8 protein-coding genes and 1 tRNA gene are annotated in these 16,171 nt (G+C 38.9%); 2 read left to right on the top strand and 7 right to left on the bottom strand.

The window, feature by feature from the left end:
• Positions 1-192 precede the first annotated feature (192 nt).
• On the bottom strand, positions 193-3,615 hold the full coding sequence (locus tag LX64_RS24680) for a hypothetical protein (RefSeq protein ID WP_111600377.1): 3,423 nt from the start codon (positions 3,613-3,615) through the stop codon (positions 193-195).
• A gap of 575 nt (positions 3,616-4,190) precedes the next feature.
• On the opposite strand from LX64_RS24680, the gene LX64_RS24675 reads away from it, so the two are divergent.
• Positions 4,191-4,595, top strand: coding sequence for a VOC family protein (locus LX64_RS24675; RefSeq protein WP_111600408.1), 405 nt, complete (start codon positions 4,191-4,193; stop codon positions 4,593-4,595).
• A 144-nt stretch (positions 4,596-4,739) separates the two neighbouring features.
• On the opposite strand, the gene LX64_RS24670 is transcribed toward LX64_RS24675, so the two are convergent.
• The 6 genes from LX64_RS24670 to LX64_RS24645 all read right to left on the bottom strand — a co-directional run bounded on the left by LX64_RS24670 (position 4,740) and on the right by LX64_RS24645 (position 13,427).
• A complete protein-coding gene (locus tag LX64_RS24670) occupies positions 4,740-6,800 on the bottom strand; it encodes an ATP-binding protein (protein WP_111600376.1) in 2,061 nt (686 codons plus the stop codon).
• Positions 6,801-7,431: 631 nt separating this feature from the next.
• A complete protein-coding gene (locus LX64_RS24665; RefSeq protein ID WP_111600375.1) occupies positions 7,432-8,355 on the bottom strand; it encodes a hypothetical protein in 924 nt (307 codons plus the stop codon).
• A 422-nt stretch (positions 8,356-8,777) separates the two neighbouring features.
• Positions 8,778-9,053 (bottom strand): phage integrase SAM-like domain-containing protein, encoded by a 276-nt coding sequence (locus LX64_RS26530; protein ID WP_394337186.1) that lies wholly within the window; start codon positions 9,051-9,053, stop codon positions 8,778-8,780.
• A gap of 524 nt (positions 9,054-9,577) precedes the next feature.
• Positions 9,578-9,661 (bottom strand) — tRNA-Leu (locus LX64_RS24655).
• 136 nt (positions 9,662-9,797) lie between these two features.
• Positions 9,798-11,630, bottom strand: coding sequence for a WG repeat-containing protein (locus tag LX64_RS24650; RefSeq protein ID WP_111600374.1), 1,833 nt, complete (start codon positions 11,628-11,630; stop codon positions 9,798-9,800).
• Positions 11,631-11,633: 3 nt separating this feature from the next.
• A complete protein-coding gene (locus LX64_RS24645; RefSeq protein WP_111600373.1) occupies positions 11,634-13,427 on the bottom strand; it encodes a WG repeat-containing protein in 1,794 nt (597 codons plus the stop codon).
• A gap of 215 nt (positions 13,428-13,642) precedes the next feature.
• Between LX64_RS24645 and LX64_RS24640 the strand changes: the two genes are divergently transcribed.
• Positions 13,643-15,328 (top strand): RluA family pseudouridine synthase, encoded by a 1,686-nt coding sequence (locus LX64_RS24640; protein ID WP_111600372.1) that lies wholly within the window; start codon positions 13,643-13,645, stop codon positions 15,326-15,328.
• Positions 15,329-16,171: the final 843 nt, after the last annotated feature.

Below are 16,171 nucleotides of genomic sequence, written 5' to 3'. Positions count from 1 at the left end.
ATTCCATAAACTGCAGACGCTTTACTTTTTATTCTGCCATCATGGAATATGACTTACAAGTGTATATCCAAGTATGCAACAATCAATAAAATTTGCTGCTTGTTCTTTTGAGGTATACAAATAGTTGAACACAAGAAAGTAGGGCTACATCCTTCGATATAACCCTACCTACTATTCAAACAACTTATCTTATCAACCACCAGGATTTACCACTTGCACAATATCTCCATCATCTGAAACTGATTGTACTAAACCTACAGCAGCGCCTCCCAAGGAAATACCGGCGCCGATGCCAACGGCAATAATTTGTTCCGTTAGTACACCAACAGAACTAACTACACCGCCCAAATTGGATAAAATATCTTGCAAATAACTGAGTAAGTCTTCGCCGTTAAGTATATCGGCCGTTAATGAAAGGATGAATATAAATGTATCTGCCACTGCCGTTACTAATTTACCCATCATCTTTTCTTCAATTAATACACCGAACCAATCTTTCATAGTAGCACAAACGAAAGAAATAACTCTTAATACGAATGATGCCGTATTTTGGTCATCCTTTTCTAATGGGATCGTGATAAGTGGAATTAGCAATTGGAAGCCACGCGCTATTTGCTCTAGTTCACTAGGGTTCTCTTTATTTGATTTACCTGATTTTGACATAGAGGTGGCTAACGACAACAAAGCTAATGGCATTGACGCAATGGATGCAATACCCGCACCTCCTTTAGAATAGGCTTCTTTCAAGTCCTCCCAAGATTTTGAATCCTCCCCGGAACGACGAGGATCGAACAAGGTACTATACAAGGAAGTTGCAGTAAGACCTTTATCACCATATGCAAAAGGCGCATATCCTTTTAATATTCTATGCCCGTAGGTATACGGAATGGCCACAATAAACGAGATGGCATTGAGGATCGTTAATTCTTCATAATCGCCAATTAAAGCGGCAATCCACCTGTATAATGAATCTAAAAATGGCGGCAGTACTTTGCCATTCATTAAGGTAGGAATACTTTGCAGCATTTCCCTTATATAATCGAGGATACCTATCAGCACCCTTTTCATGGGGGCAATGAAAAGATTAATAAGATCTTTAACAATATTGTGATAGTATTTTACATCTTTCGAAAGCGCATACTGCACATCGTTTATTAAAACTTGTAGCTTGGGCTTTATTTCTTCAAAAGCAGGTTGAATCGTATTTCGTACAAATCCCTGGAAGCCGCTAGAACCACTTGAAGCTTTCATACCGCCTTCGAATAGCTGGTTATTGGCTATCAAGTTGAAGATCCAGTTACCGGCCGCCGAATCGAAAGGGTTCTTATGTGACTTCGATTCGCTTAAGCCTTTGGAAGCAATATAGGATGGTACTGTAGCTTTTGACACCAAGGATTCAATTTTTCCGAACTCGTCATTTATAAAATTCTTGAGTTCATTTAATCGTTTTTCTATTGCGTGGTTGCTATAGTCGATCCCATTCTTCGCTAACGTTTTAATTACCTGGTAGGTAGTCCAAACATCTTTAAAGCCTAAAAAATCGCCTAACCAACGTACGGCATCTGTAATAGCTATTTTGACTATGCTCAACACCCAATCAATTCCCTTCATTACTTCCGACAAGGTATCTAGCACGAAATGATAAGCATCTCCCGCGATGTTAATGATTAAATTCACCGTATCGCCTACTTTCTCTATAACGGTTGTAACAGCATTCTCCACCGTATCAACAACAGCTGCCGCTGCTTTCTTCACAGCTCTCCACCATTTACTACCGAACCAGCGAACATGGTAGCCTTCTACGATGAATTTCGCATAATCATCTTCCGAAAACAACTGCCATATACCGCGCTCCAACTTTATGCCTATTTTGAAATCGGGCATACCGCGTAGGTCGAGCCGACCGGTTATTTTCGTTTCCTTGTTGGAAAGTGACACAAACAAGTCACCTTTTCTTACTGTACCTCTTTGGGTATAGGCAGCAATACCGGTGAGTGTACGTAAGCAATCAACTACATGATTCAACGTGGCCGGTGGATGGTAACCGGTTAGAATAGGGTCGCCATTAATATCCTTGGCTTTTCTTAGATCGTCGGCAGATTGGATGTTGGATAGTCCATCTATGACTTTCCCATGCGGGAATACATTGATGGTTTTATCAAGGAAAGCTGCGTCCAGGTAAAATATAGGTGATAAAACTTCGTCGGTGAGTTGCACAATGTTGATCATGCCCCGGTTATCTGTTGTAACGCTAACGGGGTGATTAACATCCATGTTGTAGGCTTCACCATTTATTTCAACATACAGCCACTCAGAGGAAGAAAGCGAAAAGGTTTTTCCTGCCAAAATATTGCCATCTTGGTCGGTTAATTTGAGCAAGGTGGTATAGGATGCTACGCCTAATAAGTAAGGATCGTTTTGTTGCTTGATCGTTCTTGTGAACCAAAAACCAGATGTAGGGCACTCCCAATTATGGATAAAGTTTTTGCGTTGGTCAACATAATAAATCTCGTTCGTGAACTTCACCCTGTTGCGTATAGAAGATAAGTGGTTGATGTTTAATTCAAACAACTGTTCATCCTCCCAGGTATATTGCTCGCCGTTCTTCGACCCACTGATGTAATAAAGATGACCGATCTTCGTGACTGCCCACACTGAAATTTGGTGAGTATCTTCTGTTACATACAATGATTTTACATCTTTTACTTTCGTATTCACGCGTTGAAATAGACTCACCTTGCTATTATGAAACAGGTATATACCTTCCGCCGCTCCTACATATAGATCAGATGACAATTGGGAAGGTTGCGTTGCTGTTCCTTGGCCGACAAATATGCAATTGTAATGCAAATTACCCGGTACTTTTGAAGGACTGAAGTCATATGAATTTTCATTGCCGGCTTGATTAGGGATCGTTACGAATGCTAGTTTACTATAGCTATTAACACCGGATAAACCGAAATGCCCTTTTTGTCCTGATACATAGCCCACTTCGACTTGGTTGGCTTGACTTGGTGTACTTGACATCGTTAATTGCGAGGCAGCATACCTATTATCTACCCGGTAATAGGTTTCATTACCAAGAACATTTCCATTCACCACTACCATGGCATGGCCATCCATATCGCTTGTGCCGATACGGATTTTCGTTCCCCTGAATTCTGACGCTATACCCGTTACTTTTTTAACTACTTGACTAAAATTCTTCCATTCAAAATTCGCGGGGATATTATCGGCTACCAGTACATCGGTGAAGTAACCGTTTCTTCGGTTCACTACCATGGCAATTGAAATGGTACCATCCCTGTTTTCCGACAAGTCGAAGGTAACCACCTTATCATAGCTAGGCCAATCCTTCACCAGTTCGTAGGCTGTATATCCCCCGGCCATACCATCATTATAATGGAACAGGTGTAAGACGCCATTACTATCAATATCAAATAGCATCGCTTGGCCTTGCCGATCTTGGGTGATGAGTAATTGATCGGAAGGCTCAATTGGGCAGGCCTTCGAATGGTTGTTCATAAGTTCACAGGATACTAGTACATCCACGTGCTTTACATTGGGAAGCCCTTTGGCGGGAAGTGTAAGAATGTCGTTTAAATGTGTATTCATTGTATTTACAATTATGAGGTTACGATGTAATTGCATGGTTATTTACCTTCATAGCACACCACGATAGTACTTCACGGGGTACCGCGTAAGCATAATCAACTTTGATACGGGTATGGCTTACTGGATGTATGGCGTGATGGGGGTTACCTATTCGTGCAGTGTTGTATTTATTGAAGGTTGATGCATACTGTAGGGTGTTGTTTTGGTAAAGGTTTTTCTGTGCTTTTGAAGGAATAACTGGGGATGGTTGTTCTACTGCGTATTACTTGGAATTCGTTTTTAAAACATAGCCAGGGTTGTACTTTTTACACGTAGCGAGCGGCGAAAATAGGATAATGGAGGTATTAAAAAAATAAAAATAAAGTGAACAAAAAGGTATGTTATGCGTTTCGCGCGCAGGTAATAATTAGTTGTTTTTTATGCGGAATTGGGCTTCTTTTACTTGAATGTTTATAAGCCCTTTATAGAAATATTCCTACACTGCTGACATACTGTTGTCACAACGCCCTCCCACTTTTGCATATACATCTTGCTTTATGGTGAGAGGATGTTTAACAACTTTAAAAAAGCAAATCATGCAATTAGTTTCTATTCGAATTATTACAGCCGACATCCAACGGTTAACGGAATTTTACGCCCGTATTACCGGTGGTTCATTTACTTTTTATACTTCCGAATTTGCCGAGTTGAAAACAGGTACTGCTACACTTGCTATAGGGAGTACTAAAACATTGCAGGCATTTGGTGGAGCACAGGTTGCACAGGCAGCGGCCAACAAAACGGCCATCATTGAATTCAAAGTGGATCATGTTGACAACGATTATGAAAGACTGGCGGAATATATACAACCCTATATCGTGCAGCCGCCCACTACCATGCCTTGGGGAAATAGATCGCTGTTATTTCGCGATCCAGATGGTAATTTGGTGAATTTCTTTACACCCGTTGCGCCGGGTGCGATTCAAAAGTTTGCTGATTAATTGGCTGTGGGATAAAATGATAAAAGCCTTGTAAACTTAGTGTTTACAAGGCTTTTATTTTGGGTGCCCAGAACAGGAATCGAACCTAGTTATGGGTGAATTAGTTGTTAGGTATTTGTGTCAATGAAGTGTCTGTTTCCTTTATTAGCTAAGTTTTAATTTATCAAAGAGTATTTTATTCCGCTGTTTAGCATCCTTGATAACTTTCTTAAATGGCAATACTTCTATATATGCCCTAGAGTGGTTTATATTAAAAAACTTAAAATATCCCAGCCCATCAGGTGTCGAGTCAAAGCCCTCATAGACCAATATTGATTTAAGCGAATCTGTGATATCTGCAACTATATAGCAATAAAATGGAGTACTCACGCTAGCCCCAAGCGATTTACCGCGCACTTTCACCTTATTATTAATTATTTCCTCAATGTAGCACCTTACCTGTTTAATGGGATCTTTCTTTTTGTCGCCATGCACGTAATCATCTCGTTCTGGTCTTTTGAATTCAACTATTGTAAATGATTCAAAGGGAATTTTTTCCTCAGAGTAAAGGACTGCATCATCAAACACCTCTTCTACCCTGATTAAGAGGTCAGAACGGTCACTTGATTGAGAATCTATATCATTGATTTTGCTAAATAACTTATCAGATGCTAATAATGTATTAAAGGTCAATCTTTCATCTAATAACCAAAGATTCTGTTTTTCAAATGGAACAGTACTCTTAAATTCTCTAATGGGGAAAAATAAACTGTGAACTATATCTTCATGTGCAAATTTATCTTTGGAATTTAATTCAATTAACTGGTCTAATAAATCAATAACGGCCCTACGATGAACAACATACCGAGCTAAATCAGATTGGCCAATTTCATTAAATTCACCCAGAAACTTTTCGTAAAGTTCTTTGTATTCGTCAAGATTCGTTATGTCTTTTTTCTTTTTCAATAACTCTACCCCATCTTTCTTTACGTTTATGCGCCAGTCGCTTTCTATTTCGTAAAGTTTTAAATCCAACTCGGATTTAGAAAGGCCAGCTGGTAGTCTTTCAACCTTTTCTTTGTTATGATTTATAACAGCAAAGTAATTGGGAAATTCAGTTTCTATTATTGGAATGTACTTAGCTAGCTTTTCCACTCTCGCCTGTTTCAAGAATTCACTCAAAATGTCTTCTACTAAGGTAATTGCGCCTTTCCTGATTTTCGCTAATGTAATTTCTTTTATATCTAAAGTTTCATCTTCATCATCGGCTTTAAAATTAAAGTTCGTTCTTTCCTCATTTACATTATTATCTAAAAAATCGCCAACTATGAAAATTTGGTAGTAAAATGTCTGCTGAATATCTGTTGTCACAATTTTGTACTTTAAGTCCTCAATATATTTGGACACGCCTTCCTCTTTTACAATTCTTTGGTGAGCGCAATATAAAAACTTGTGACTTTTTGCGTTATAAGATTTAGAAATAATGGTTTTAAAGGTTTCATTTGCGAGTGTGAATTCACCTGATAAAATATCTTTCGCAAAATCTGTTTCAAACAGAGTCTTTAAATTTATACTGGTTCGATTTTGATTTAGAATAATAATATCTGGTGCTAACCCTTGGATAAAGTATAGTTGAAAATGATTTACTATTTCCTGTGCTATTTCATATATATTCGTGGGTACATTTTTTTGAAATTCTAACTCGTATTTAGAAAGAGTAACAATGGTTTCAGTCCCCGTTTTATCGGTTTCAAGCCCTTCTAAATAATCATTAAACCCATCTTTCGATTTTTTATATTCAAATTTCCTAGCTTTAAACATGTCATTGTCTAAATACACACTCTCTACTTTTATTCTCTCAAAAGCTTTCAAGCAAACAAGCCTGCCCACACCTTTTCCACCAATCGCAGCCTTTCTATCGGTATCACATTCAGCAAAAGCCTTTATATTTTCTGCATTAAAGCCAATGCCATTATCTGTCACTTTAAAAGAATGTATAGGGTAGTTATTTATTTCAGGTAAAGACGCAAGCGCTTGAATATTTCCATTGCGTAATATTTCTATCTCAATTTTTCCGTCATATGGACGGTCCAGAGTATGAGCTTTATCATTAATAGCATGAATTGAATTACTAATTACTTCAAATAGTGGAAGTAATGGTTTTGTTCGTGGCAGATAAAGTTTGTTGACTCTATTTTTTAAATTAGTTGAATTTTGAGGTAGCATATATTCTATCCGTTTGACCTAGTTAATGACTAGAAGTACGACTAACTTCTAAGTTAAGACTTTTAATCCGTTTAAGAAGGGGCTAATATTTTTTGTTACAAACGAGGTGCTCTTAGCAACACCAGCAACTTGTATCATTGTTACACAATGAGTTGACAATCTTGCTCCGGAGTTGCAAAGATTGTGAAAAAAGGCTCCAATCACACTCTTCGCATACACGATTCCTTAATAAAAATTATTTCTTGCCATAATGTATAGATGGCAACACAAAATAAGAGATAACAAGCTATTAAAAGGCATCGCAGCTGTCCTGAAGGATTTACGAGAGGCTAAGGATGTGAGCCTGGAAGAGGTTTATAACGATACTAATAATTCAAGTAGGCAGGATTGAAACTACCAAGGCTAACCCGACCGTTAGTACGATTTCGGCACTTTGCAAAAATTTTGGTTATCCGTATCTGTCTTTTACAAGAAAGTAGAGGAACATTTATACGTATCTTCCTTCTCCCCTCCACAAAAATAATTCACAGTCAGTATTGGTAGTATTTTTTTTCAAACACGTTACTTCGACCTCCACGTTGAATTGGTGGTCGCTATGGGATAATGAAGGGAAGTTAGAGAGTTATAAAATCTACATCCGAAAGGGATTCAGTTTTCTAAATAAGGATATTTCTTCTATGGGAAAATCTGATTTAATATAGGTGGTTAAAGTCAAGAGGTCTTGTGACGTGTTACTTAACGCATTTTGAAATTGGATAAAATCTTTAGCGTTGTGTAACGCTGCTGTTTCAATTCCTTTGTATTGGTTTATTCCTTCCATTACCAGTTGCAAAAGTGATGTTAATTCATCCGTTTGTTGGTTATTTGTAAGTATAAATAACTGTACGGGCCAAACAACATATAAGTATGTTTCTCTAATGTTTTCCTTATCAGACGGAGAATTCTGATAAAAACGCTGCAAAATATCATCAAGACGTACTGGAATATGTGAATAATTTTGACTATTAGTGTATTTCGCATCTATAATAATTCTTTCAATCAAGACTTTAATACTTCTGAAATTTTCTGCATAGAGTCGCTTTCTTTCCCACATCGCTTTTTGTGCACTAGAGTTAAAACTTCTCAATTCATCAATCATTAAATCCAGATAGTCAATTTTGGCATAAATATTTCTAAATGAGGTATAATTAGTTTTAGTTCTACCATATTTCTGTAACAAAGCGTGGTATATTCCCTCTTGTTCAATCCTTTCAGATATTCTCTTTAAATCATTGTTTGCTTCAAACTGCAGCAAAGGGAATATCCATGGTGATTTTTTGACTTTTTCAGATAATTCCTGACAATATTCGGCTTGTTTAATCCCTGAGGGTATCACACTATCAAGAAGTCCAACAAAATATATTAGTCGATCTCTTCTAACTTGATTTAATGAAATAATGTAAACATAAAATGCGCCCAGAACACTTACGAACCCACCAGTAATACTTATAAATAAATCATACCCTGTTTGTTTACTGAAAAAAGAAACACAAGTGAGTTGAGCGAAATTCATCATATTTATGGCACCCTTTAAATATCTCAAATATAAATAAAATAATAATTAATGTATGGTCCTTTATTAGAATGTTAAACCTTAAGAAAAAACGGTAACAGCTTAGGCGTAGGTAATTGCTCTATCGTCATTTGCTGATCCGCTGGCCGGTACCGCTTATATGTTTTCTGCACCTACTTTGTAGTGTTATGCCTCATCAAATAAGCAATCGTAGTGTCATCTACCAATTTATCTTTCAACAGTATTGCAAAACTCAACCGCGCACATGACCATTTGATGTACTTACCTTCTACCCAGCGCAAACCGGTATAGCTCTTCGTTGGTACATGGCGTATTGAGAAGCTCCAGATATTCCGGGACTTCCAGATATTCTTTCAACCAGGTACTGGGATTTGATTTAGCAGTTACCTTTTCGGTGGAGTTTGTCAGGAAATAGCCATCAGCGGGGCCGCAGCCATTACCCACTTAAACTGGGTGTAGTAGTCGGCGGGCGTCTCTCCGGTATATTTATCTAACAATAACCTAAGAAATGCCTTGCAGGTATTTTCGGTTATATCACTTTGTGAGATAATGGAAGCGCCTAGAAATAGCCGGAACTGCTTCAGGCTACTTTTCAGATGGCGGTTGCCATCCCGCTTATTGTTGTTTACATACTCTTCGTAATAGTCGAGGAAGTTCTCTTTGAACTTATACGCTGTTATGAACGCTGTACCAATAGACTGCTGCTCAATGATGGCCTAACTCTTTTTTACCTCCAACTAAGCCAATGCCTGCTTATTGTGCTGCTTCTGTATCGTGTCTTTCGGCTTTGTATATACGAAAATTCCAGTGGCCGGACGCTGTCCTTTCTCCCTGCCAAAGTCTTAATAGTAGTATATTTTATCGCCTTTAGTGTTTTTACGTTTCAGAAAATTCATGCTCCAATGATTTAGAGAGTGAAACCATTGGCACTAATAGTATGCCGTGTCAGTAAGGATTTGAGGTAATTTCTAAAATCGAACGAAAGTGAAAAAAAGCGGAGGAAAGAATTTTTTGAAGGCTTGAGTGTCGCATTAACATACTACCAAAATGCAAGTGGCCAGTAGCTTTGGAGAAATTAAGCGTGTGTCATGTGGGGTGTGTCAATTTTGTGTCGTGATTGGTGAATAAAAGCGGAAAAAACGGACAAATACGACATTGACACAAATAAAAAAGGTTGTAAGTTCAATCCTTACAACCTTTCTTGTGCCCAGAACAGGAATCGAACCTGCACTCCCTTTCGAAAACAAGATTTTGAGTCTAGCGCGTCTACCAGTTCCGCCATCTGGGCAAGTTTGCCAATGAACTGCGCTATTGCGCTGTTCGGGTTGCAAATGTAGAATTGTTTTTTAATATTTCAAATAAAATTTTACGTTATTCAAATAAAGCCTGTTTTTACTGTTGTATAAACAGGCTTTCGTGCAATACTATCTTCTCTCGGGTCGTAATACTTTACCTGTTTTATCGATGTAACACCATTCAAATCGTCCAGGAAATCTTACACGGGCAATGCCTTCTTTAAAGGCGCATGCTTGTATGTAGGTGGGTGCTATTACCCAAGCGCCGTCGTGATTCATATAACCATAGCGGTCATTATATTTTACCAAAGCTAGCCCACCTGAGAAATCACCTGCTTCCGTAATTGGATATTGATGTAGGATGGTGCCTTTGGGTTGAAGAATATCTTTATTAATCACTACATCGCCTTTCAAATTGATATATCCCCAGTTATTATTCAGCATTACTTTCGCTAACCCTTCACTAAACTTACCGATTTTTTCGAAGCGTGGTTTGATGATCCAACGGCCTTTAATATCCAATACCCCTGAATAAGGACCCCGATCTTCTTTCTCTACAAAGGTAACCTCTGCACCATAATAAGCTGTGCTGCCTTTCGCGGTGTTTACTTGTTTACCTTTTGTATTATAATAGTGGGTTTCAGTTTTTGCAAAGTATTGGCGCGGATTGTAGTATAGTACTTTTACTACACCATTATGAAAATCGTAGTATTCGGTATCTACAAATGATTGCGCCCTATTGCTTACTGATTCTTCATCCAGTTGAAACACGATATTGAAAGATTCGTCGATGTATTGGTGGAATGTTTTGCCATCTCCACTCTTTGTAACAAAAGCTAAGCCTTCATTGAAATCCCGGGCCATCTCAAATTGTGGCAACACCACTTCTTCTCCTGTTTTGTTGATATACCCCCATTTATCGCCGCGCTTAACGCATGCATATCCATTTTTAAAATCTTTCACATCATCATATCGATACTGGGTAACACGCTTTCCATTCATATCAATAAAACCATATTTCCGATCCTTTTCCATTACTGCGGCCAAGCCTTCTACAAAATCGTTTGCTTTATTGTAGTACGACTTAAATATATTTTCTCCCGATTGATTAATGAAGTACATGTCATCACTTAAATCCTTTCTTACACGGGCAAAGCCATTCTTAAACGGATAGGCGGCTGCGTAAATAGGTAAAATTTGAAAGACGCCATTTTCATTGATATAACCATACTTTTTATGCTCTCCAAAATCGCGGCTGCCTACAGGCTTATAAGCATCCACACCTACAAGGGCCAGTCCTTCATTAAAATCTTCCCCGTTTATAAAAAGATAGTGCGCAGGTTCTAATTGGAAATCTTCTGTATTTTTTGCTTGTAAATCGGCCGTATTCGTTCTATTGGCCTTTGTTCGCCCTTCCTCCATTTCTTTTTTCACAGTAGCCGCAATATCTGCCGGTAATTTATTGAGATCAGTTGGGTGGTACGCCCATGTAGCCCCTTCCTTCTCGGTGAAGATCTTGTAGTAATAATCGTAGGTATCGGAAAAATAGTAATCACCCATTTTATGGGTGTATCCCCTGCTTTTTATGCTAAAGGCTAACATTTCTTCCGACTTATTTCGAAACGTTTCTTCTTTGTATGCATATTTCCCATTTTCGAAGATAAAATGCGTACAAATATCGTAGAAGCTTGTGTTAAATACATACCAGCATTCTTTATAACACATCCATACGTCTACAACGTTTCCACCACGCAACTGGGAGCCTGTAGTATAAAGGGGAAGATCAAGCCCATATAAACTAATAAGGTTATTTTGTTCTTTTACATATTGCTGTATGTAATGCTTAACCTGTTGAAGATCGTCACCAAACTTGGGTGCTTTATTAAATACTTGTGCATGGCTTACTGTACTGTTGAAGATGTATACAGTAATGGCCAATAGGGATTGTAAAAATATTTTCATCTTTTAATTTCCATTACTTGGGTCAAGAAAAAAAATAGGCAGTTGTATACCGTCGCGACGTATGTATTTCCATTGTTTAGACCTATCGGCGTATATCACGCGGGCAAAGCCATTCTTAAATGGAAGAGCATCTTCGAAAGTGGGTTTTATAAACCAATTGCCATACTTATCTATATACCCATATTTTTCATTTACCTGCACAACTGCTAGTCCTTCCGAAAAGTTAGAAACATATGTGAAGGGTGGTTGTTTCTGTATCGCAGCTGCAGGTTCCATTATTTGGGGATTAATAACAACACGACCGGTAGAATCTGCAAAACCGCCGTTCCCATTTCGTATTACAGCAACACGATTGTCGTACATGTTTCCGATGCCGTCGTAGATCGGCGGCACTACCCAATCGCCATTACGCGCGATCAAGCCCCATTTACCACAAGCTTTTACCCTAGCAAAACCATTCACAAAGTGATGTAGTTCCAACGCGCAACCACGGGATTTTATACGGACAATTTCTTTACCCTTACTATCGATATACACTTGTCGACCATTGCGTTCTATAATAGCTACTCCATTGTGAAAATCGCTTGGCTGTAACGTGTACGCTTTAAACTCTTCCATGTTGGAACGAATAGGTTTTTCATTGTCACTAAACGTGTAAGCTACTTCGCCATTTTTTGTGATATAATAATACTTCAAAGCACGATCACCCTCCTTCCCCACTAAGGCATACCCTTCTTTAAAATCATGTGCCATATTGAACTGTAGGATGAGGGCTTCTTTCCCTGTTTTATCGACATAGCCCCATTTATCTTCATACATCACAGCCGCCATACCATCAGAAAAAGAGCGAGCATTATAATACTGCATTTTTGTAACGAGATAACCGGTCGTGTCTATAAAACCCCAATAGTTATTATCATAAATAAGCGCGCACCCTTCGCTAAAGGGGAAACCATATTGAAATGTTGTCGACATTGGCATAACATATTCGTCTCCTAAAAACTGGTACCGCCTTGTTTCAGGATTGCGCACCAAAGCATAATGTTCAGTATAGCTTTCTGCCGCAGTAAAATAAGGTTCACCTTGCATTATATAACCCGTGGTATCGATAAATGCATACCGTGTAATATAGTTACCACTAAAGTCTTTTTCGTCACTAATCATACCAATTAATGCATAACCTCCGCTAAAATCCTTCGCTACGTCGACCCCATATTTTCTTGCAATTTCCCGTTGCGCTTCTTCTTCCGCCGCTAACCGTGCATTTTCCACCGCAATTGTATCACGTACCTCTTTTTGTAGGGCAGGTGGCAGGTTCTCTACTTTTAACCGCCTATACTCCATCACTACTTTATTGGCATCATTGAGATAAAAACGAGCATAAAACTCGAAATAGAAGCTGCAATAAATGGAACCTATCTTGCGCATATCCTCACTTAAGAATGCTTCGCTTTGGGTGATAGCCGCGATATTGTTGGCATCAAATTCGGCATACCAGTACTTGTAAACATTTTGCTGTACAACAAAATGTTGTGTCACGTCAATCTTCTTTCCATTACCCAGTTCATATTGTTGCGGCCATGTTAGCACCACTTCGACAGTAGAATCGTTGGTTTGTAGAAGCGTGACAGTGGACTTCTTTGTACCCTTAATATTTATATTGATGTTTGATTGCGTTATAGACGCTAATTCTTTGACGTGTTGTAAGTCTGTACTATCATCCACTTGATAGAGTTGTGCAGAAAGTTGACTGTAACAAATTAAAAATGCGGCAAAAAACAGGACAAGAGGTTTCATGGCTAGTTAGGTATAAGTCATGTAAATATAATATATATTCAAATATTATATTTACACAATATGCGATCATTTAAGCGGATATACCATTTTTACAGGTATTAGCGCGCATCTTTAAACATGTGCTGAATATGGTAGCGGTAAAGGAAAGAAGGCATTATTGAATGAATTCGATTAGAAGTAATAATTTTGCAGGATTATTTTAAAGATTTGTCGACTTGGGAAACAGTAACGATCATAGAATTTCATATTTTTCGGAGGAAGCGATCCAGGGTATTTCCTTGCCAGCGAAGTTTACCTTTCCTTTTTATTACGAGCCGCACCCGCTAACGAAAATAGCGGCGGCGGAGCTGCAAGAATATTTGGTTACGCATACGGGGTTAGCGCATGATTTTGGGTTGGATGAGAAAGCGGGAACAGGTATAGGAAAGATGTTCGGGGTGTTGGTGATCCAAGACCATGCAGGCAAATTGGGGTATTTATCGGCTTTTTCCGGGAAGTTGGCGGGTACGAACGACCATGTGAAGTTTGTGCCGCCGGTGTTTGATATGTTGGAGGAAGATAGTTTCTTTTTGAAAGAGCAGGTGGTGATTAATAGTATCAACTCACAAATCGAGGCTATCACAAACAGCGAAGAATACATACAATTACAAGCAAACCTTGCGCAAGCAAGCACCACTTCATCCCAAGAAATCGACACACTCAAAGAGGAACTTAAACACAATAAAGCCCACCGCAAGCAATTGCGCGAGTCGCTTATTACAAGTTTATCACAAGCAGAATATACGATAGCAGAAGCCGAACTTATAAAGCAAAGCCTACACGACAAACATCGCTTGAAAGTATTAACGAAAACGTGGGCTACTACATTACAAGCATTACAAACACGGGTAGCCGCTTTTCAAACCACTTTGGAGACTTTAAAAACAGAACGGAAGGAAAAATCCGCAGCGCTACAACAACAACTATTCGATCAATATATCTTCCTCAATAAAGCCGGCAAAAGCAAAAGCGTACTGGATATATTCAAACTAACACCGCTAGGCACACCACCTTCAGCAGCAGGCGAATGCGCGATACCGAAGCTACTACAGTATGCTTTCAAAAACGGGTATACCCCTATTGCCATGGCGGAATTCTGGTGGGGCGCCTCTCCGAAATCCGAGATCAGGAAGCACCGACATTACTACCCTGCTTGTACAGGCAAATGCAAACCAATCCTAGCACATATGCTGGAAGGAATGGACGTGGACGATAATCCTTTGCTATTGAATAACGCAACAAGCCATGAACTGGACATTGTATATGAAGATGAAAGCGTGATTGTAGTGAACAAAGCAGCCGGTTTACGTTCTGTACCGGGCGTAACGATTGAAGACTCTGTTTACTCGCGGCTCAAATCTCTCATGGGTGGTGCGGAACCTTACATGGTCCACCGCTTGGATATGGATACCTCGGGATTAATTGTGGTAGCAAAATCACAAGCTATCCATAAACACATTCAACGCCAATTCTTACAACGAACCGTGAGCAAACGTTACACTGCATTATTATCAAAAGTAATAGAAACACCGAGCGGGGAAATTGATTTACCACTTTGTGCCGATTTATTAAACAGGCCAAGGCAAATTGTTAGTTTCACAGCAGGCAAAAAGAGCGTAACAAAATGGCAAGTAGTGGAACGCCATGCACATACGACGAAAATACATTTTTGGCCACTAACGGGAAGAACGCACCAATTACGCATGCATGCCGCTCATGAACTGGGATTAAATGCACCGATTGTGGGTGATGATTTATATGGTACTGCTGCTGAAAGAATGTATTTACACGCAGCCTACCTCGAGTTCACGCACCCGAAAAGCAAAGAGAAAATGATGTTCGAGGTGGCGGAAAGTTTTTAATAATTATTTACAAAAGACTGCAGATAAAGTGGCCATTTCTTTTTCTTAAAAAACAGTGCGGGGCCCAAACATGGAAAAGGTTTCCCTCCTACTGTAAGTAATATTATAATGGTATTTTCATTTTCGCCATATGAATGATTGGCCTTCTACCATACCGACATCTTGACAGGTACAAAATTCTACTAACTTCACCAAAACAAACCAACATTTTTCGTTCGCTCATCAAAGGGGCTAAAATTTGCATTTTAAGGGCATTTTTAGCCCGTTTTTCGACCTCAAAACAAATCATCGACAAATTGATCAAAACTCATCATCTACCTCTAAAAACGCCTTATTTTAAGTAATTTCTCCAAACTATTGACTGCATTGAATTTAACCCCAAAATCTCGACTATTTGAGGCTAAAAACAGCTCCACAAAGGGTTTCATCGGAAAATCTCGGCAACGTGTCGACAAATTTCATAAAAACACGCTTCCAGTAAGGGTAATTTCAACAAATTGTCGACAAACAGTCGAATGAATGTCGGCAAACTCCTTGGAAAACCTAAGCTTTTCTCGGTAACGCCCCGGTGAAGAGCCGGGCAATGCTTTGGTTTACAACGGTAAATTATCGATGAACACCTGGGAAAATCCCGGTTGAAAATGTGCTACAACTTGCACCGTATCGCCATATTGACAGGTTAAAATTATACCAGTTTAATGCTTGTTATACAATGTAGAGCGGGATTTGAGTAGCGCGATAGCCAAGGCTACACAACATTAATACCCTTCGCATATACTCCTTTACATACCTGTATAATAACTGAATCGACAACTAATGCTTATTTTAACAATTTTGTCTAAC

Origin of the sequence: Chitinophaga skermanii (assembly GCF_003259335.1) — a bacterium.
In the GTDB taxonomy this organism is placed as follows: Bacteria; Bacteroidota; Bacteroidia; order Chitinophagales; family Chitinophagaceae; genus Chitinophaga; species Chitinophaga skermanii.
The sequence above is the reverse complement of the archived record's forward strand: the minus strand, read 5'-3'. Positions and strand labels throughout refer to the sequence as shown.

Coding starts and splice junctions, on each gene's coding strand:
- LX64_RS24680 (WP_111600377.1), bottom strand. CDS start 3,615: ATGAATACACATTTAAACGACATTCTTACACTTCCCGCCAAAGGGCTT.
- LX64_RS24675 (WP_111600408.1), top strand. CDS start 4,191: ATGCAATTAGTTTCTATTCGAATTATTACAGCCGACATCCAACGGTTA.
- LX64_RS24670 (WP_111600376.1), bottom strand. CDS start 6,800: ATGCTACCTCAAAATTCAACTAATTTAAAAAATAGAGTCAACAAACTT.
- LX64_RS24665 (WP_111600375.1), bottom strand. CDS start 8,355: ATGATGAATTTCGCTCAACTCACTTGTGTTTCTTTTTTCAGTAAACAA.
- LX64_RS24650 (WP_111600374.1), bottom strand. CDS start 11,630: ATGAAAATATTTTTACAATCCCTATTGGCCATTACTGTATACATCTTC.
- LX64_RS24645 (WP_111600373.1), bottom strand. CDS start 13,427: ATGAAACCTCTTGTCCTGTTTTTTGCCGCATTTTTAATTTGTTACAGT.